Here is a 17,037-nt window from a genome sequence, read left to right on the forward strand (position 1 = left end):
CGCGTCGGCGAGCCGCTCGGCCGGGCCCGGCACGCCCGCACGCTCGCGGACCCGCCGGTACAGCTCGGCCTGCCATGCGAGGTCGCCGTCCAACGAGGCGCCCGCCGGATCCGAGCCGGCGGGGACACCGTCGACGGCGCGACCGGCGGCCCAGGCCACCAGCATCTCCGGGCGGTTCGCAGCGTAGGAGCGCAGCAGCCGCGTCAGCAGCTCGGCGGTCGCGTAGCGACGTCCCGTACGGTGCGCGAGCGCCGTCGCGCGGCCGTCCCCGGGCTGCACGCCACCGTCGGACCTGCCCAGGTGGTGCGCGAGCACCGCTCCCGCCGGCTCGCCGGCCAACTCGTCCGCGGCGGCGAGCACGAGCCACACCAGGCTCTCCCCCGTCCACGGGTCGTCGTCCGGGGATATCCCGGCCGCCTCGGCCAGCGTCTCCGCGACCAGACGCGCCGGCGAGGGGAACGCGATGTTCGCCGCGATCCCGTCGCCCCGCACCGGGTCCCCCGATCGATCGGCGCCCAGCCGGCCCGCGAGCCGCTGCGTGACCCAGCGCTCCACGCCGCGGGCGGGGACGGCGACGATCTCGGGCGCGAACGCGTCGTCGCCGGGCACCGCCAGCACGTCTGCGAGCGCGTCGACGAGCACGTCCGCACGTACAGCCCGATGGATGGTCAACATGCCCAGAGTTCTAACACGCCGGACCGACAGGTCTGCTCAAGCGAAGAGCTCTCAGCCGAACAACTCGATGTACCGCGCGAGGGACTGCTCGAAGTCGCCCTTGAGGGCACGCGCGACGGCGATGCCGACCGGGCCGAAGAACGGAGCGCCGCCCAGGTCGACGCGGAGCTGGATGCGCGCGCCCGAGCCGTGCGGCGTGACGCCGACCGTCAGCGTGTACTTGGTACCGGCCATGCCCTTGCCCGAGAGGACTATCCGCTGGGGCGGCGCGTACTCGGTGATCGTCCATTGCACACGGTTGCGCAGGCCCTTGGCCTGGACCACGGCGCTGATCGTGGTCCCCTTCTTCAGCTCCGCCGGCAACGGGCTGCGCCAGCCGTCGTGCACCGTCACCCACTCCGGCAGTCGCTCGAGGTCCGCGGCGTTGTCCCACGCGACCTGGGGGCTCAACGGAACATCGATGGTGCTCTCGACCTTCGCCACTCGGGCTCTCCTCACGATAGAAGTCGCGTCGAAACATATCGTGGCAGGCGGTAGCGTCGAGAGGGTGATCGACCAACGACGCTCGGAGGAGCCCGAGCCGCCCGCATTCACCTACCCCGATGTGGGCGCGACAGCCCCGGGGCGGCGGCCGCCGGCGGGGTGGCACGTGCTGCGTCACGACCGCGTCGTCGGCCGCGGGCCTGAGCGGTTCGCGCAGGTCCGCGAGCAGGTTCTGAGCTATGTGATGCAGCGCGGCGCCGGCCTGGACGTCGAGGCGTCGACGCCACGCGCGGCGCCGGGCACGTCGCTGCGGTTGCGGTTCCAAGGGATCGGGCGGCTGCTGCCGGCGCTCCCGTGCCGCGTCGTATACGTACTGGACTCTCCGACGGTGGCGGGGTTCGCGTACGGGACGCTGCCCGGCCACCCCGAATCGGGCGAGGAGTTGTTCGCGGTCGAGCTGCGCTCCGACGGCGCCGTGTCGGCGTCGGTGTACGCCTTCTCGCGGCCCGGCAACCGGCTCGTCGCCCTGGGCGGACCGTTCGCCCGCATGCTCCAGAACCTGTTCGCGCGGCGCTACCTCGCCGCGGTGACGCCGCGCGACGCCGGCGCGGCCCCGCGCGGACCTGTCCGAGCACACGGCTAGGTTGCTTACGTGTCCTCGATGACGGTGTCCGTTCTCCTCGCCCTGGTGGCGGCCTTCCTGTTCGCCTGCGGATCGGCAGCGCAGCAGAGCGAGGCCGCGCAGGTGGAGGCGGGCGAGCCGCTGATGTCGGAGCTGCTGCACAGCCCCCGGTGGTGGCTCGGGATCGTGGGTGACATCGGCGGCTACCTGTTCCAGGCGGCGGCGTTGGCCGTGGGCTCCGTGCTGGTGGTGCAGCCCCTGATCGTGACCACCCTGCTGTTCGCCCTGCCGATCTCGGCGATCCTCACCCGCGCCCGGGTCGGGCGGATCACCTGGGTACTCGCGGCGGTCTTGGCCGCTGCTCTGGCCGTGTTCCTCGTAGTCGGCGACCCCACCGACGGCCTGCCGGACGCTCCCGGCGCCGACTGGCTGTGGCCGCTGGTCGCGATGGCGATCGTGACGGCCTGCTCCGTCGTGATCGGCTTCATCCCCGCGCTGCGCGGCTCGCTCCGCGCGCTGGCATTCGGCGTCGCGACGGGCGTGCTGTTCGCGGTGACGACCGTGCTGACGAAGCCCGTGCTGACATCGTTCGAACACGCCGGCCTCGGCGACAACCTACTGCGGCTGCTGACCGACTGGCGGCTGTACGTGCTGGCCGCATGCGGGATAGGCGCGATGTACCTGCAGCAGCGCGCGTTCCAGCTGGGCCCGATCTCGGCATCGCTACCCGCGATCACCGTGGGTGAGCCCGTCGGTGCGGCGGTACTCGGCGGCGTGGTCCTCGACGAGTCGGTGGTGCTGACGGGCGTTCGGGGCGTGTTGGTGATCGCGTCCGTGGTCGCGATGATCGCGACGTCCGTGGTGCTCGCCCGGCGAAGCCCGGCACCGTCGGCGCCCGGGCAGGAGAACGGCGTGCCGAACTGCGCGCCACCCGCCTGCAATCCCGACGTCTGAGCGGGTCGGGAGCTACTCCCCCTTCACCCGGCGGCGCAGGGGTACCCGCTCCCCCAGAGCGGGGTCGAGCGCGGCGCGCATGTCCTCGGGGATGCGGCACGGCCGCTGGGTCTCGGCGTGGATCGTCACCAGCGTCACCTCCGCGAGGGCACACAGATCGCCGGACTCGTCCCAGATCTCGTATCCGATATCGAAGCCGCTGCGTCCGAGCCGCGTGATCCAGACCGACATCCGCAGCGGCTCTACCGAGTAGAGCAGCGGCTTGATGTAGTCCATCTCCTGATGCGCGACCAGGATGGCGTCGGGCCCGGTGTGCACTCCGAACAGGTCGATCATGAACCGGATTCGCGCCTCTTCGAGATAGCGCATCAGCACCACGTTGTTGACGTGTGCGTTGACATCCATGTCCGACCACCGCATCGCGACGGCCACATCCTGCTTCGCCATACAACCGATTCTCGCAGCCCGGCGTGACGGGCCCCGCTGGGGGACGTAAGGTTCCGCGCATGAAGCGCCTCCTTGCCACCGTCGGCGTGACCGCCGCCACCGTCCTCGCCCTCACCTCCTGCAACTCCGGTTCGAACCAGTCGGCGCCGGCCTCCGGATCGGCCGCGGTCTCACAGGCCGCCGGGTCCGGGACTCTTGTCGTGTTCGCCGCCGCGAGCCTGCAGCAGACGTTCGACAAGCTCGGCGCGCAGTTCCACGCCGAGCACCCGGCGATCACGGTGAAGTTCAGCTACGGTGGCTCGTCCGGGCTGGTGACCCAGCTGGGGCAGGGCGCGCCCGCCGACGTGTTCGCGAGCGCGGACACCGCCAACATGGACAAGGCCACCTCCCAACACCTCGTGTCCGGCACGCCGGTCGACTTCGCGCGCAACACGCTCACCATCGTCACGGCGCCGGGGAACCCGAAGGGCATCAAGACGTTCCGTGACCTCGACCGGCAGGGCGTGTCGGTGGTGGTGTGTGCGCAGCCCGTCCCGTGCGGCTCCGCCACCGAGAAGGTCGAGAAGACGACCGGCGTGACCCTGCACCCGGTCAGCGAGGAGGACGACGTCACCAGCGTGCTGACCAAGGTCCGCACGGGCCAGGCGGACGCCGGCCTGGTGTACACCACCGACGCCAAGGGCGCCGGCTCCGCGGTGACCGCCGTGAACTTCCCCGAGGCCGGCAAGGCGGTCAACACCTACCCGATCGCGACCCTCGCCGGCGCCAAGAACCCCACCGCCGCCAAGGAGTTCGTCGCCTTCATCACCGGCACCGAGGGACAGGCTGCCCTCGCCGCGGCGGGTTTCGCCAAGCCGTGATGTACGCCCCGCGGTGGCTGTGGGCGCCCGTCGCCGCGGGTGTCCTGTTCATCGTGTTGCCGCTCGCGGGGATCGTCGCGAAGGTCGACTGGGCCCATTTCCTGTCCCTGGTGACGTCGGACTCCGCCCGCACAGCGCTGTGGCTGTCGATCGAGACATCACTCGCGGCGACGGTGCTGTGCATCCTCGTCGGAGTTCCCATGGGTCTGGTGTTGGCTCGCTCGGGGCACCGCGTGATGCGCGTCGTCCGTCCGGTGGTGCTGCTGCCGCTGGTGCTGCCGCCCGTGGTGGGCGGCATCGCGCTGCTGTATGCGTTCGGGCGCCGAGGGGTGATCGGCCAGTTCGCCGGTATCGGATCACACATCGCGTTCACGACCTTCGCGGTGATCCTGGCTCAGGCGTTCGTGTCGTTGCCGTTCCTGGTGCTGTCGGTCGAGGGCGGGGTACGTGCCCTGGGCACCGACTACGAGCGCACAGCCGCGACCCTCGGCGCCGCGCCGGGCACCGTATTGCGCCGCGTGACACTCCCCCTGATGCTGCCGCCGGTGGTGTCCGGCGTCGTACTGACGTTCGCGCGGGCGCTCGGCGAGTTCGGGGCCACGCTGACGTTCGCCGGTTCGCTCGCCGGAACGACGCGGACACTGCCGCTGGAGATCTACCTGCGCAACGAGTCGGACCCGCAGGCCGCGGTAGCACTGTCCCTCCTACTCGTGTTGGTGGCCGGGGTGATCGTGGCGTCCGTGTACGGCACCGGGGCGCGCACGTGGCAACGCTGACACCACCGGCGGCGCCGGGCCTGCTGTGCGACGTGCGCCTGCGCGATCGCGGCGTCGCCGTACACCTCGAGCTGCCGGGCGGCGAGACCACGGCCCTCGTCGGACGCAACGGCGCCGGCAAGTCGACGATGGTCGACGCGGTCGCCGGGCTTCTGCGCCCCGGGGACGGGCGGGTCGAGATCGGCGGCCGGGCGGTGGCCGACCCCGCCGCGGGCATATGGGTGCCGCCCCATCGGCGCCGCGTGGCGCTGCTCGCGCAGACCACCCGGCTGTTCCCCCACCTATCGGTGCGGGCCAATGTGGAGTTCGCGCCCCGCAGTCGCGGGGTGCGGCGGGGTGCGGCCCGCGCGCGCGCCGACCGCTGGCTGGACGCCGTGGGAGCGGGAGACCTCGCCGGACGCAAGCCGACGGAGTTGTCCGGCGGACAGGCGCAACGGGTCGCGCTGGCCCGCGCGCTTGCGGCCGAGCCCGAGGTCCTGCTGCTCGACGAGCCGCTCGCCGCGCTCGACGTCACCACTGCGTCCGCGATGCGGACCATGCTGCACGAGTTGCTCGTCGGGCGCACGGCCGTGATCGTGACGCACGACGCCGCGGACGTGCTGGCCCTCGCCCACTCCGTGGCAGTGCTGCACGAGGGCGCCCTTGTCGACCACCGCCCCACCCGTGCCGCGCTGCTGACGCCGGCCACCCGGTTCGTCGCACAGCTGACCGGCCTGAACTACCTGACCACCGCCGACGGCGCGGTCGTGTTCCCACCCGACGCCGTGGACGTCCGACCGGGACACGCGGCCGGCGACGAGTTGCCCGCCCGGGTCACCGACGTGACGGTGACGGCCGGACGGTGCCGCGTCGCGCTACTCGTCGACGTCGGACCCGACGTCGACGGTCGCGCGGGTGCCCCCGACGACTCGTCCGGGGACGCGGGACGCCCGCCGTCGATGCTGACGGCGGACGTTCCGTTGGAGCGGTACTCCGAACTGGTGCCCGGAACGGTGGTGGCCGCCGTGCTCGACCGCGGGCGCATGCGCCCGGCCGGGCGCTGAGCCGGCGCCAGGGCTCTACGCGGGGGTCAGGCGCGGGCGCGCTCGATCCGCCCAGCTATCTGGCGGGCGAACTTGTCCACCAGCCCGGGAACCCGTGATAGGAAGAGGTTGGGCTCCACGAGCTGCACCTCGAGCACCATCGGCTCGTCCGACGGCGTCCGCAGCAGGTCCACGCGGACGTACAGCGGGACCTCGGTGACGCCGCGCTCGAGCGCGTAGTCGGCGATCTGCCGTTCGGCCGTGGTGGGCTCCACGTCTACGACGTCCAGGACCGGGTGCACGTCACCGGACGGCTCGACACCGCGCTCGACGCGCGGGCTCCACGCCACCGCGTGGCTGTACTCGCCATCGAGGTACACCAACGACACCGCGGACCGCTCGTCCGCGGACTCCAGGTATGGCGAGACCATCGCCGTCTTTCCCATGTCCTTGATCCGCTGGATCTCGGCCTGGCTGGCATCGGACTCCTCCGGCCCGAAGCGGCGGGTCTCGGTCAGGCCCGTGCTGATCGACGGCCGAACGATGTGCTCGACACCGAGGTAGTCGTGCTCGAGCGTCGGGTCGTGCACCGTGATGAACTGGGTCGGCACGATGTTGACGTCCTCGGACTCGTAGTCCCGCAGGTACCGCTTGTCTGCGTACCAGCGGACCAACGGCTCGTGGTTGAAGACGAGCGTCTTGCTCGCGACGGTCCACATCCAGCCCAGGAAGTCGTCGTAGCGCTGCGAGTAGTCCCAGGTACCGCTCAGCACGACGGCGTCGTACTGCTCCCAGTCGACATCAGCGTCGCTCCACACCACGGGCTCGGCCGTGTGTCCGGCCGTGCGGAGGGCGCCGAGCAGGAGCCGTCCGTCGTCGTCCAGGTCGGGATACGCGGCTGCCGTGGCGAGGGCGATTCGATAACTCACGCGAGCCAGTATTGCAGCCGTACCGGGCGTTGCCGCAGCCCCTCCGCCGGCTCCGGCGCGACACCCCCGCCAAGCGCCCCCGAAACGCGCATCCCGGGCGATACGCTGAACCGTCACCCCGCCCCGGACCGACGCCCGGTGTGGTCCGCACATGGAAAGGCCGCGTGAGAATGGAAGTCGACCCGCTCGGCGCCGGGATCGACACCGCGCGGCTCCACCTGCGCCCACATGCCGGCGGACGGTTCACCATCGTCGACCGACACCTGCGCAGCACGCTCGGCCGGATCGCGATCCGCGCGCCCCGGCACAGCGCCGTCGCCGTCGGCCTCGAATTGAGCTATACGGTCCTGGCACCGTTCCGGCGGCGCGGGTTCGCGAGCGAGGCCGCCGCCGCGCTGGTCGGCCACGCCTTCGCGCACACCTCGACGGCGCGCGTCTACGCCTCGACGGCGCTGAGCAACATCCCATCGCGGCGCATCCTCGAGACGCTCGGCATGTACCCCGTCGAGGTGGCGATGCACGACTGGGAGTCGCTCGCCGACGACGTCGATGACGACGACGGTGCCGGGCCGGACGACCCGCAGCCCCTGGGCCTCGACCTCACGCCGTACGCGCGGATCGAGTACGAGGTTCTGCGCGAGACGTGGCTCGCGCGCCCGACCCGGTCGGCTACTCCGTTGCAGTCGCTGCGGCCCGAGCCGGGCTTTCCGGTGCCGACCGGCGACCCGCGTCCCGCCTACGACCCGGCCCTCGCGGCACTCGCCTACGGACGCGCCCCCGGCCGGCAGTCGGGCCCGCTGCCGCGCACGGCGCCCGGCCCGCAGGATCGAACGCTCGCCCATCAGCGGATCCCGGATCGGCGGAGTCCCCAGCGAGCGCAGGATCCGACCCGGAGTCGGATCGTTCGCCCCGCTTGACCCCCACGACGCCGATCACGATCAGCACCGCACCACCGAGCTGCACCGGCGCCAGGGTCTCCCCCAGCAACGCCCACGCCGCCAGGGTCGAGACGAGCACCTCGCTGAACGCCACGAACGACGCGAGAGTGGGACCGAGCAGATTGATCGCGACGATGCCCGCGAGGTATGCGAGGCCGGTCGCGACCGCCCCGACCACGAGCGCAGGCACCCACCACGGCGCCGTGCCCAGCACGCCGAGGTGCACCGGGACCGTCACCACCCGGACCGGGACCGCGCCGACCAGCCACAACGCGGTCAGTGCCAGCGCCGCCACGACGAGGCCGCCCACGGCGAGAGCCAGCTGGTCGACCTCCGGCCCGTCGGCCGACTCGGAACCGTCGTGCGCCATCAGGAAGTAGCCCACCACGCCGATCAGAGCGACCGACGCCCACGCCACGCCGGCCGGGGTGACCACGGCACCAGCATGCCCGGCGCCCACCACGAGCGCGAGCCCCGCGACGGCGATCGCGGCGCCGCCACCCGTCAGCGCGGACGGGCGCCGGCCGAATCGGGCCCACAGGTACGCGATCACCACCACCGGCGCGGAGAACTCGATCAGCAGTGCCACCGTCACCGACATCCGCGCCACGGCGTAGAAGTAACTGAGGTTGGTTGCGAGCACCGCGATCAACCCGTACGCGATCACCGAGCCGGGCGCCCGGCGCAGGGTCACGAGCCGGGCGCGTGCGAACAGCACCATGGGAACGACCGTGACCGCCGCCGCGATCCACAGTCGGGTCAGGACGACCGCGCCGGGCGTCCAGCCCGCCTCCATGAGCGGCTTCCCGAACGGGCCGGACATCGCGAACGCGACCCCCGACATCAGGGCGACCGCGATCCCCCTCGCCATCCGCGCGTCACGCACGTGTCCACCTCCCGTTCCCGCTGTCACGTCCCGTCGGGTCGTGTAATGAGCCACTTCGATTACGCTGCTTACAGTAACGACGCCTCCGGTAAGGAGTCAAATGGATTTCGCCCATGACACAGAGCCGTCGCTGGTGATGGCGGCGGCGCTGCTCAACACCGTCCGCGGAGACGGCGGCGATGCCCTCGCCACCGTCGGCGCCCTGCGCGAGTTCCTGCGCACCCACGAGTTCACCGGCTGGAGTAGCACCGGGGCGGACGACCTCGTCGCGATCCACGACCTGCGTGACCGACTCGCCGAGGTATGGTCGGCCCGCGGCGCGGACGGCGTGGCCGCCATCGTCAACTCCCTGCTCGCCGAGTCGCCACAGCAGCCGCGGCTGACGCGGCACGGGAAGTGGGATTGGCATCTGCACTTCACCTCGGACGACGCCCCCATCCCGGTACGTGTGCGCGCCGAGACCGCGATGGCCCTCGTGGACCTGGTCCGCAGCGGCAACACCGACCGCCTCAAGACCTGCGCGGCCGCCGACTGCGACCGCGTTCTGGTGGACCTCTCGCGCAACAAGTCGCGCCGGTTCTGCTCCGAGGGCAACTGCGCGAACCGGACACACGTCGCGGCGTACCGTGAACGACGGTCGCATGCCGAGCGTGAACACCAGTCGAACTCCGGCACGGACTAGGCGTCGCCGCGCGACGGCCGGGGCCGGTGCCGCTACGGTTGTAGGGCAGTAGGGCCGGCTCGCCGGCGCGATACAGATCGAGACAGCAGGAGCATTGAGATGAGCTTGGACGACGGAACGGCCCGCCACAGAGTGGTAATCATCGGTTCCGGGTTCGGTGGGTTGTTCGGCACGAAGGCTCTGAAGAACGCGGACGTCGACGTGACGATGATCGCCAAGACCACCCATCACCTGTTCCAGCCGCTGCTGTACCAGGTCACGACGGGCATCCTCTCCGAGGGTGAGATCGCGCCGCCGACCCGTGTGATCCTGCGCAAGCAGCGCAACGCACAGGTCCTGCTGGGCGAGGTGATCGACATCGACCTCGAGAACCGCACCGTGACCTCGCAACTGCTCGAGCGCACGACGGTCACGCCGTTCGACAGCCTCATCGTCGCTGCCGGCGCCGACCAGTCGTACTTCGGCAACGATCAGTTCGCTGAGTTCGCGCCCGGCATGAAGACCATCGACGACGCGCTCGAGCTGCGCGGCCGCATCCTCGGCGCGTTCGAGCAGGCCGAGCTGTCGCACGACCACGAGGAGCGCCAGCGGCTGCTCACGTTCGTCGTGATCGGCGCCGGCCCCACCGGTGTCGAGCTCGCCGGCCAGATCGCCGAGATGTCGGACAACACCCTCAAGGGCGCCTTCCGCAACATCGACGCGACCGAGGCGCGGGTGATCCTGCTCGACGCCGCGCCCGCCGTGCTGCCCCCGATGGGCCCCAAGCTCGGCAAGATGGCCGCCGACCGCCTCACGCGCATGGGCGTCGAGATCCAGCTCGGCGCCATGGTGACCAACGTCGACGCCGACGGTCTGACGGTCCGGGAGAAGGACGGCACCGAGCGCCGCATCGAGGCGCAGTGCAAGGTGTGGTCCGCCGGCGTGTCCGCGAGCAAGCTGGGCAAGATCCTGTCCGCGCAGTCGGGGGTCGAGCTGGACCGGGCAGGCCGGGTCAAGGTGCTGCCGGACCTCAGCATCCCCGGTAACCCGAACGTCTTCGTCGTCGGCGACATGATGGCCGTCGACGGTGTCCCCGGCATGGCGCAGGGCGCCATCCAGGGCTCCACCTATGCCGCGAAGGCGATCAAGGCGGGACTCACCGGCCAGCAGCCCGCCGAGCGCAAGCCGTTCAAGTACTTCGACAAGGGCTCGATGGCGACGGTGTCGCGCGCCAGCGCGGTGGCGAAGGTGGGCAAGTTCGAGTTCGGCGGTTTCATCGCCTGGCTGATGTGGCTGGGCCTGCACCTGTGGTACATCGTCGGCTACCAGAACCGGGTCGTCACCCTGATGTCGTGGGCCGTCACCTTCCTGACCAACAAGCGCGGGCAGATGACGGTGACCGAGCAGCAGGTGTACGCGCGCACGGCGCTCGACGCCCTGCAGGAGATCGAGGTCAACGGCAGGTCGTCGGTGGCGATCCCGCCCGTACACACCAGCTCGCCTGCGAAGGCCCTCCCCAAGCAGGACGACGAGAAGGCCAGCTGACAGCAGCGCCGTAGAGCACGAAGCCGCCCCCGTCCGCCGCCACGGCAGACGGGGGCGGCTTCTACTCGCTAGGAGGTCGGCTTGACGATCGTGACCGGCTTCTCCCAGTTCGACGTCTGCAGTGTGACGTCACCCTTGCCCATGGTGATCTTGGTCTGGACCAGGCTGTACGGGGCCTTCTGGGTGATCCACAAGGTGATGGGCAGTGAGCCCGACGTGCCCGGACCACCTGTCTGCGACTTACTCGGGATGATCTTGTCGACCACGCTCGAGTCGACGGTGCCGGTGATCCGCACCGTCGGCGTGCCCGCGAGCGTCTCCTCGCCGGAAACCGTGGGGGCGGTGACGCTCTCGAGCAGATGGCCGAGCCCAAGGTCCTTGTTGAGGATCACTGCGGGGTCGTAGATCTTCTGGGCCTGCCCGAAGTTCTTGTACGTGTTGCCGGTGAGCTCTGCGTACAGCGTGCCGTCGACGACCACGAACTTCGTCTGCACGTACTGATCACCGATCCGGAACACACCGTTGCCCTGTGCTGCGACCGCGGGCTGGTTGGTGACGTCACCCGTGAGGTTCTGCAGCGGCACACCCTGCACGTCCTTGGAGACGTCCATCACGATGTGCACCGAGTGCATCATCTTGGTGACCTGCGACGCCTGCTCGAGCAGCGCGGGGGCGTTCTTGAGGTCGACCGGGGCCGCCGGCGTCGCCGAGCCGGCTCCCTGCGCAGACGGGATGCCGGTATCGGACTCCGCCACCGCGGAGCTGGACGTGGCGGCGGCACTCGTCGAAACCCCCTCGCTGCTGCCCTTGGTGCAGCCGGCGAGAAGCGCGGCCGACACCGTCACGACGGCGATGGCGGGAAGCGCAGCCCGGCGAAGGCGGCGCGGATCGGCGGAGTGATCGTTGACGGTGGGGCGTGTGGACTGGTTCATGGGCACGATGCTAACCGGTACCCATCTTGGGTTGGTGTGTATTCGCAGTAGCACCAAACCGTGTCCAAGAAGTTTACGATAGCGTCTCGCACGTGTAGGTCGACCAACCCACCCACACGGTGAAACGCACCCGCATCCGCATACGATCCAGTTAAGCGATTGTTTGGTGACGGGCTAGCTGACAAGGGGACGATGACGCCATGCCATTCGACTATCCGCCGGGCGCAGAGAACGCCCCCACGGAGAGTGCCCCCGCACCGGCCGACACCGCGCCGGAATCGACCCCGGCGGATACTCCCGACCGACATCCCACGGAAGGGCCGGGAACACCCGGCGACCGGCCCGCGGAGCGGGACCTCGGGCGCGCCCCGGGTCCGGACGGTGGCCCGCAGCTCTCCAACGTCTGGGTGTTCAACGGCCGTGCGTACGACCTGACCGAATGGATCTCCAAGCACCCCGGCGGCGAGTTCTTCATCGGCCGCACCAAGAACCGCGACATCACATCCATCATCGGCGCCTATCACCGCAATCCCGAGAAGATCGCGCGGATGATCGAACGGTTCGCGCTCGACCGGGATGCCGTCCTCGAGGACGTCCACCCCAAGAACAACGCCCCCGACTTCCTGTTCCGGGAGGGCTTCGACAGCTGGCGCGACACCCCGCAGTACCGGTTCGACGAGAAGGGCGACCTGCTGCATCGGGTCAAAGCACGGATCGCCGAGCCGGAACTCGCGGCGCGGATCAAACGCATGGACCGGTACTTCGACATCGTCGCCGTGGTGCTTTTCGTCGCGTATTTCGCGGTCGAGGGTCTGCGCCTGTTCGAGCGCAGCTGGATGCCCCTGTGGGCATTCGTCGTCCTCATGGTGGTCCTGCGCAGCTCGCTCGCGGGATTCGGCCACTACGCGATACACCGCGCCCAGAAGGGCGCTAACAAGATCCTCGTCAACGCCTTCGACATGAACTACGTGGCACTGTCATTCGTCACAGCCGACGGACACGCGCTGCTGCACCACCCGTACACGCAGAGCGAGGTGGACATCAAGAAGAACGTCTTCACCTTCATGATGGATCTGCCGCGCGGTTTCCGCATTCCGATCCACACGCTGCACAAGTTCGGTCACGCAGTCAGCGGGATGACGATCCGGATGTTCGAGATCTGCAAACTCACCCGAAAGGTCGGCATGGCCGACATGTACGGGTCGTGGCGGGGCGGCCTCCCCCACTTCGTCGGCGCCTTCGGTACCCGCCTGCTGCTGCTCGCCGAGCTCGCGGCGTTCATCGCGATGGGCGACTTCTGGGCATGGCTGTTGCAGTTCGTGGTCACGATGTGGATCAGCACGTTCATGGTGGTCGCAAGCCACGACTTCGAGGTCGACACCGAGGACCTCGAGACCGGCGATCCCGACGACTGGGCGGTGAACCAGCTCGAGCAGGCGTACGACCTGCGGGTGGTCGGCAACCGCTATGTCGACTGCTTCCTGTCGGCCGGCCTGTCCAGCCACCGCGCGCACCACGTCCTGCCGTTTCAGCGGTCGGGATTCGCGAACATCGCCTCCGAGGACGTGATCCGGGAGGAGGCCGCGGCGTTCGGAGTCGAATGGCTGCCACCGAAGAGCTTCTTCTTCGACCGCCTACCGACCCAGGTGGCGACGTATCTCGGCGCCCGGTCCCGGCCGGCGCAGGAACAGGACCTCGGGTTCTGGCGCGAGCACTTCTCCCCGGCCGCGCTCAAAACATGCGCCGACTACACGATCAAGGGGTTCACGGGCATCGGCACCGTCTGACCGTCACCCCATCGCGGCTCATCACCGCGTCTCCACCCGACCCCACGGTCCCCGTCAACCGCCTCACCGAAGGAGGTGCGCCATGTCCACCCCTATCCACGATCATGCACCCGGCCCGGGCGCTGTGCCCCACCCGAGTTCCCGCACCGTCGCCGCGCCCGACCGGCGCGACCGGCCCGGTCCGCACGCACCAGCGCTGCCACCGGCACCGTCGACCTCGATCGCGGTCGTCGAGGGCATCGCCACCGGCACACCCGGTCTCGTCATGGACCAGGCCGACGGTGCCCGGCGCGTCGCCGAGCTCTTCGACGACCCGCGGCAGCAGACCCGGATCCCGCGCGTGTACGCGAAGACCATGGTCCGCACGCGGCACCTCGCTGTGGACCCCCTTGCGCCGGAGTTCCTCGAGTACAGCCGCCGGCCCGGTACGATCCGCGAGCGCATGGGCCTGTATTTCGAGCACGCCGTGCCGCTGGCCGTCGACGTCGCCCGCCGGGCGCTCGCGGACGCCGCCGCCGACGCGGCCGATGTCGGCCTGCTGGTGTTCGTGACCAGCACCGGTTTCATCGCGCCGGGCGTCGACATCGCGGTGCTCGAGCAGCTCGGGCTGTCCCGCTCGGTGGGCCGCCTGGTGGTCAACTTCATGGGCTGCGCGGCCGCGATGAACGGCATCCGCACCGCGGCCGACCACGTCCGCGCACACCCGGATCACAAGGCCCTCGTCGTGTGCCTCGAGCTGAGCTCGGTGAACGCGGTGTTCGGCGACGACCTGGGAGAGGTGATCACGCACAGCCTGTTCGGCGACGGCTGCGGCGCGATGGTGATCGGCGCCGGCCAGGTGCAGCAGCCCCTCCCCGCCGGCCGGATCGTGCTCCGTGACGGCTTCAGCCGGCTGCTCGACGGCGCAGAGGACGGGATCGTGCTCGGCGTGAACCACGACGGTGTCACCTGCGAGCTGGCCGAGGAACTCCCCGACTACATCCGCCGCGGCGTCGCCCCCGTGATCGACGAGGTGCTCGCCGACAACGGAATCACGCAGGCGGACATCGCGCTGTGGGCGATCCACCCCGGCGGACCGAAGATCATCGAGCAGTCGGCGCTCTCGCTGGGCCTCGATCCCGCTGTCGCCGACGTGAGCTGGGACGTGCTCGCCGAGTACGGCAACATGCTCAGCGTGTCGCTCGTGTTCGTGCTCGAGCGGATGGCACGCCGGGCCGTCGCCGATCCCGGCGCACCGGGCGTGACGACGGGGGTCGCGTTCTCCTTCGCGCCCGGCGTCACGCTCGAGGGTGTCCTGTTCGACATCGTCGTCTCAGAACCGGCCGCCGAGCAGCCCGCGGTCGACGGCGACGAACCTCTCGGTGACGGACGATAGGTTCCGGCCATGCAACTGCTGAGGTACCTGTTCTCGGTCAACTGGGCCGGGATATGCGCCGCGATCGTCGCCGGCCTCGTGTGCGGCGTGGCGAACGCCTACCTCGTCACGCTCATCAACGGCGTCGTCTCACCGATGCCACGTCCCGACTCACAGACGCACTTCATCGTCACGGCGCTGGTGGTCGTCGTGGCGGGGCTGGTGTCGCAGGTCCTACTGATCCGTCTCGCTCAGAACGCCGTCTACATCTTCCGCGCCAAGCTCAGCTCCGGCATCGTCTCGGCGCCGCTCGAGCACCTCGAACGGCTCGGCATGCACCGGCTGATCGCCACTCTCACGGAGGACGTGCGCTCGCTGTCACAGGCGGCCTCCGCAATCCCGATGATGTGCATCGACCTGGCCACCGTGGTGGGATGCCTGGTCTACCTCTGGTGCATCTCCGGGCCGATCTTCGCGATCACCGTGGGCGCGACGATCGTCACGATCGCGATGGTCGAGACCTTCCTCAAGCGGGTCCGCCGCCTGTTCCGGGCGGCCCGCGAGAACGAGGACGCGCTGCTGCACTCGTTCCAGGCCGTCACCACCGGCATCAAGGAGCTCAAGCTGCACCGCGGGCGCCGCGAGGACTTCATGGACCGACATCTGCTGGGGACGGCCCGCACGCTGCGCGACCAGAACGTCGACGCCGGTTCGCGCTTCTCGTACGCGCAGGGGTTCGGACAGATCTTCCAGCTGGGCACGATGGCGTTCGTGCTGTTCGCGATGGCGCAGATGCTGCGGCTGCCGCACGAGGTGATGTTCGGCTACGTCCTGATCACCACGTTCCTGGCGATGCCGATGCAGAACGTCATGCACCGCATCCCGGACCTGCTGCGCGGCGACGTGGCGCTCAAGAAGATCCAGGCGATGAGCCTGTCGATGGAGGCCGCGCACGACGAGGCCGCGCTCCCGTACACCGAGCGCCCGGCGGTCGATTCCGCTCGCCTGGTGCTGTCGGGGGTCGGCTACACCTACCTCACCGACGGCGCCCCGGGGCCGATGGGCAACGACGGCGGGCCGCTCGGCCCGCCCCCGGGTGGCCCGCCGCACCGACCCGGCCGTCCAGCACCCGGCCGTCCAGCACCCGGCCGACCGGCCCCCGGCGGGCACGGCCTCGATCACAACGGCCCGGACGGGTTCGGCGCGCGGCCGGACGTCAACGGGCTGGACTACGGCTCCGGCCGACCGAGGCCGGGACGCCGGGGCGGGCGCGATGGAGCGAGCCCGCGAGGCTTCGGCGGACATCCGCCACAGCCGTTCGCCGGGCCGGGCGGACCCGGCCGACCCGGAGCATTCCCGCCCCCGCCCGGATCCGAGCAGCCCGACGGCTTCTCGCTCGGCCCGCTCGACATGGCGTTCGAGCCCGGGCAGGTCACGTTCGTGGTCGGCGGTAACGGCAGCGGTAAGTCGACGCTCGCCAAGCTGATCACCGGGCTGTACGTGCCTCGCGAAGGCACCATCACCCTCAACGGCGAGCAGATCAGCCACGACAATGTGGAGTGGTTCCGGCAGAACTCCGCTGCGGTGTTCACCGACTTCCACCTGTTCGAGGACTACCTCGGGTTCCTCCGCCCCGGCATCGACGACGAGGTCCGGCGGCTGCTCGAGCGGCTGCAGATCGCGCACAAGGTGACGGTGCACGACGGCCGGCTGTCGACGATCGCGCTGTCCCAAGGGCAGCGCAAGCGGTTGGCGCTGCTCACCGCGCTGCTCGAGGACCGGCCGATCTACCTGTTCGACGAGTGGGCGGCCGACCAGGAGCCGCAGTTCCGCGACCTGTTCTACGACGAGATCCTCACCGAGCTCAAGCGCCGCGGCAAGACCGTCGTCGTGATCACTCACGACGACCGCTACTTCGATCGCGCGGATCAGCTGATCAAGCTCGACGTGGGCCGCATCGTGGCGGGCGCCGTCGTAGAGGGCGCCGTGGCGGACTGAGGGCGTCCGTTCGGCCGGCACGACCGAACGGACGCCGAGGCCCTATTCTTCGTCGTCGTCGAGCTTGACGGCGAGGACCGGGATCGGGCTGTGCAGCAGCAGGCGCTGGCTGACCGAGCCGAGCACCGCCTTACCGAGCGGGCTGCGGCGCTTGACACCGATCACCAG

At 70.1% G+C, this 17,037-nt stretch carries 17 protein-coding genes and 1 pseudogene; 11 read left to right on the plus strand and 7 right to left on the minus strand.

Annotated elements, in window-relative coordinates:
- Together ABD908_RS22365 and ABD908_RS22370 are read right to left on the minus strand one after the other, a co-directional pair.
- Window positions 1-675, minus strand: a 675-nt coding sequence (locus ABD908_RS22365; RefSeq protein WP_345000174.1) for an exodeoxyribonuclease V subunit gamma, incomplete at its 3' end; no start/stop codon positions are given.
- Window positions 676-726: 51 nt separating this feature from the next.
- Window positions 727-1,158 (minus strand): type II toxin-antitoxin system Rv0910 family toxin, encoded by a 432-nt coding sequence (locus ABD908_RS22370; RefSeq protein WP_345000176.1) that lies wholly within the window; start codon window positions 1,156-1,158, stop codon window positions 727-729.
- A gap of 64 nt (window positions 1,159-1,222) precedes the next feature.
- On the opposite strand from ABD908_RS22370, the gene ABD908_RS22375 reads away from it, so the two are divergent.
- Entirely contained in the window at window positions 1,223-1,801 is a 579-nt protein-coding gene (locus ABD908_RS22375; RefSeq protein WP_345000178.1) for a DUF1990 domain-containing protein, read from the plus strand.
- Between the two features lie 18 nt (window positions 1,802-1,819).
- On the plus strand, window positions 1,820-2,734 hold the full coding sequence (locus ABD908_RS22380) for a DMT family transporter (protein WP_345000180.1): 915 nt from the start codon (window positions 1,820-1,822) through the stop codon (window positions 2,732-2,734).
- A gap of 12 nt (window positions 2,735-2,746) precedes the next feature.
- On the opposite strand, the gene ABD908_RS22385 is transcribed toward ABD908_RS22380, so the two are convergent.
- Window positions 2,747-3,181 carry an acyl-CoA thioesterase gene (locus ABD908_RS22385; protein ID WP_345000182.1) on the minus strand — a complete coding sequence of 145 codons (435 nt, stop codon included), beginning with the start codon at window positions 3,179-3,181 and terminating at the stop codon, window positions 2,747-2,749.
- A 59-nt stretch (window positions 3,182-3,240) separates the two neighbouring features.
- Between ABD908_RS22385 and modA the strand changes: the two genes are divergently transcribed.
- From modA to ABD908_RS22400, 3 genes are read left to right on the plus strand one after another with little or no spacing between them, the layout of a single operon-like run.
- Window positions 3,241-4,041 carry a molybdate ABC transporter substrate-binding protein gene (modA, locus tag ABD908_RS22390; RefSeq protein WP_345000185.1) on the plus strand — a complete coding sequence of 267 codons (801 nt, stop codon included), beginning with the start codon at window positions 3,241-3,243 and terminating at the stop codon, window positions 4,039-4,041.
- Complete coding sequence (locus tag ABD908_RS22395; protein WP_345000187.1) at window positions 4,041-4,817, plus strand: ABC transporter permease; 777 nt, start codon at window positions 4,041-4,043, stop codon at window positions 4,815-4,817. Before modA ends, ABD908_RS22395 begins: the two co-directional genes overlap by 1 nt.
- Window positions 4,805-5,860 carry an ATP-binding cassette domain-containing protein gene (locus tag ABD908_RS22400; protein ID WP_345000189.1) on the plus strand — a complete coding sequence of 352 codons (1,056 nt, stop codon included), beginning with the start codon at window positions 4,805-4,807 and terminating at the stop codon, window positions 5,858-5,860. The genes ABD908_RS22395 and ABD908_RS22400 overlap by 13 nt, the downstream gene beginning before the upstream one ends.
- Before the next feature lie 26 nt (window positions 5,861-5,886).
- Here ABD908_RS22400 and ABD908_RS22405 read toward each other — a convergent pair whose 3' ends face one another.
- Window positions 5,887-6,768, minus strand: coding sequence for a hypothetical protein (locus ABD908_RS22405; RefSeq protein ID WP_345000191.1), 882 nt, complete (start codon window positions 6,766-6,768; stop codon window positions 5,887-5,889).
- A gap of 170 nt (window positions 6,769-6,938) precedes the next feature.
- Between ABD908_RS22405 and ABD908_RS27700 the strand changes: the two are divergent.
- Window positions 6,939-7,253, plus strand: a pseudogene (locus ABD908_RS27700) (GNAT family N-acetyltransferase); the annotation flags it as partial.
- Between the two features lie 184 nt (window positions 7,254-7,437).
- Here the strand turns inward: ABD908_RS27700 and ABD908_RS22410 are convergent.
- Window positions 7,438-8,592, minus strand: a complete 1,155-nt coding sequence (locus ABD908_RS22410; protein WP_345000193.1) for an EamA family transporter — start codon at window positions 8,590-8,592, stop codon at window positions 7,438-7,440.
- A 100-nt stretch (window positions 8,593-8,692) separates the two neighbouring features.
- Here ABD908_RS22410 and ABD908_RS22415 point away from each other — a divergent pair, with 100 nt between their 5' ends.
- Window positions 8,693-9,274 carry a CGNR zinc finger domain-containing protein gene (locus tag ABD908_RS22415; protein ID WP_345000195.1) on the plus strand — a complete coding sequence of 194 codons (582 nt, stop codon included), beginning with the start codon at window positions 8,693-8,695 and terminating at the stop codon, window positions 9,272-9,274.
- Window positions 9,275-9,373: 99 nt separating this feature from the next.
- Window positions 9,374-10,798, plus strand: a complete 1,425-nt coding sequence (locus ABD908_RS22420) for an NAD(P)/FAD-dependent oxidoreductase (RefSeq protein WP_345000197.1) — start codon at window positions 9,374-9,376, stop codon at window positions 10,796-10,798.
- Window positions 10,799-10,866: 68 nt separating this feature from the next.
- Here the strand turns inward: ABD908_RS22420 and ABD908_RS22425 are convergent, their stop codons facing one another.
- Window positions 10,867-11,730 carry an LppX_LprAFG lipoprotein gene (locus tag ABD908_RS22425; RefSeq protein WP_345000199.1) on the minus strand — a complete coding sequence of 288 codons (864 nt, stop codon included), beginning with the start codon at window positions 11,728-11,730 and terminating at the stop codon, window positions 10,867-10,869.
- 200 nt (window positions 11,731-11,930) lie between these two features.
- Between ABD908_RS22425 and ABD908_RS22430 the strand changes: the two genes are divergently transcribed.
- The 3 genes from ABD908_RS22430 (at window position 11,931) to ABD908_RS22440 (ending at window position 16,869) form a co-directional block, all read left to right on the plus strand.
- Window positions 11,931-13,517: a fatty acid desaturase gene (locus ABD908_RS22430; protein WP_345000201.1), complete on the plus strand. Its 1,587-nt coding sequence runs from the start codon at window positions 11,931-11,933 to the stop codon at window positions 13,515-13,517.
- Window positions 13,518-13,599: 82 nt separating this feature from the next.
- A complete protein-coding gene (locus tag ABD908_RS22435; RefSeq protein ID WP_345000203.1) occupies window positions 13,600-14,892 on the plus strand; it encodes a type III polyketide synthase in 1,293 nt (430 codons plus the stop codon).
- Between the two features lie 9 nt (window positions 14,893-14,901).
- Window positions 14,902-16,869 carry an ATP-binding cassette domain-containing protein gene (locus tag ABD908_RS22440; RefSeq protein ID WP_345000205.1) on the plus strand — a complete coding sequence of 656 codons (1,968 nt, stop codon included), beginning with the start codon at window positions 14,902-14,904 and terminating at the stop codon, window positions 16,867-16,869.
- 42 nt (window positions 16,870-16,911) lie between these two features.
- Here the strand turns inward: ABD908_RS22440 and ABD908_RS22445 are convergent.
- Window positions 16,912-17,037: universal stress protein (locus ABD908_RS22445; RefSeq protein ID WP_344994490.1), on the minus strand; the 126-nt coding region annotated here is incomplete at its 5' end.

This window comes from Tsukamurella soli (assembly GCF_039541155.1).
GTDB classification, from domain to species: Bacteria; Actinomycetota; Actinomycetes; order Mycobacteriales; family Mycobacteriaceae; genus Tsukamurella; species Tsukamurella soli.

Excerpts from the sequence above, each read along its gene's own strand:
- ABD908_RS22380 (WP_345000180.1), top strand. The coding sequence starts at position 1,820 with ATGACGGTGTCCGTTCTCCTCGCCCTGGTGGCGGCCTTCCTGTTCGCC.
- ABD908_RS22385 (WP_345000182.1), bottom strand. The coding sequence starts at position 3,181 with ATGGCGAAGCAGGATGTGGCCGTCGCGATGCGGTGGTCGGACATGGAT.
- modA (WP_345000185.1), top strand. The coding sequence starts at position 3,241 with ATGAAGCGCCTCCTTGCCACCGTCGGCGTGACCGCCGCCACCGTCCTC.
- ABD908_RS22395 (WP_345000187.1), top strand. The coding sequence starts at position 4,041 with ATGTACGCCCCGCGGTGGCTGTGGGCGCCCGTCGCCGCGGGTGTCCTG.
- ABD908_RS22415 (WP_345000195.1), top strand. The coding sequence starts at position 8,693 with ATGGATTTCGCCCATGACACAGAGCCGTCGCTGGTGATGGCGGCGGCG.
- ABD908_RS22420 (WP_345000197.1), top strand. The coding sequence starts at position 9,374 with ATGAGCTTGGACGACGGAACGGCCCGCCACAGAGTGGTAATCATCGGT.
- ABD908_RS22425 (WP_345000199.1), bottom strand. The coding sequence starts at position 11,730 with ATGAACCAGTCCACACGCCCCACCGTCAACGATCACTCCGCCGATCCG.
- ABD908_RS22430 (WP_345000201.1), top strand. The coding sequence starts at position 11,931 with ATGCCATTCGACTATCCGCCGGGCGCAGAGAACGCCCCCACGGAGAGT.
- ABD908_RS22435 (WP_345000203.1), top strand. The coding sequence starts at position 13,600 with ATGTCCACCCCTATCCACGATCATGCACCCGGCCCGGGCGCTGTGCCC.
- ABD908_RS22440 (WP_345000205.1), top strand. The coding sequence starts at position 14,902 with ATGCAACTGCTGAGGTACCTGTTCTCGGTCAACTGGGCCGGGATATGC.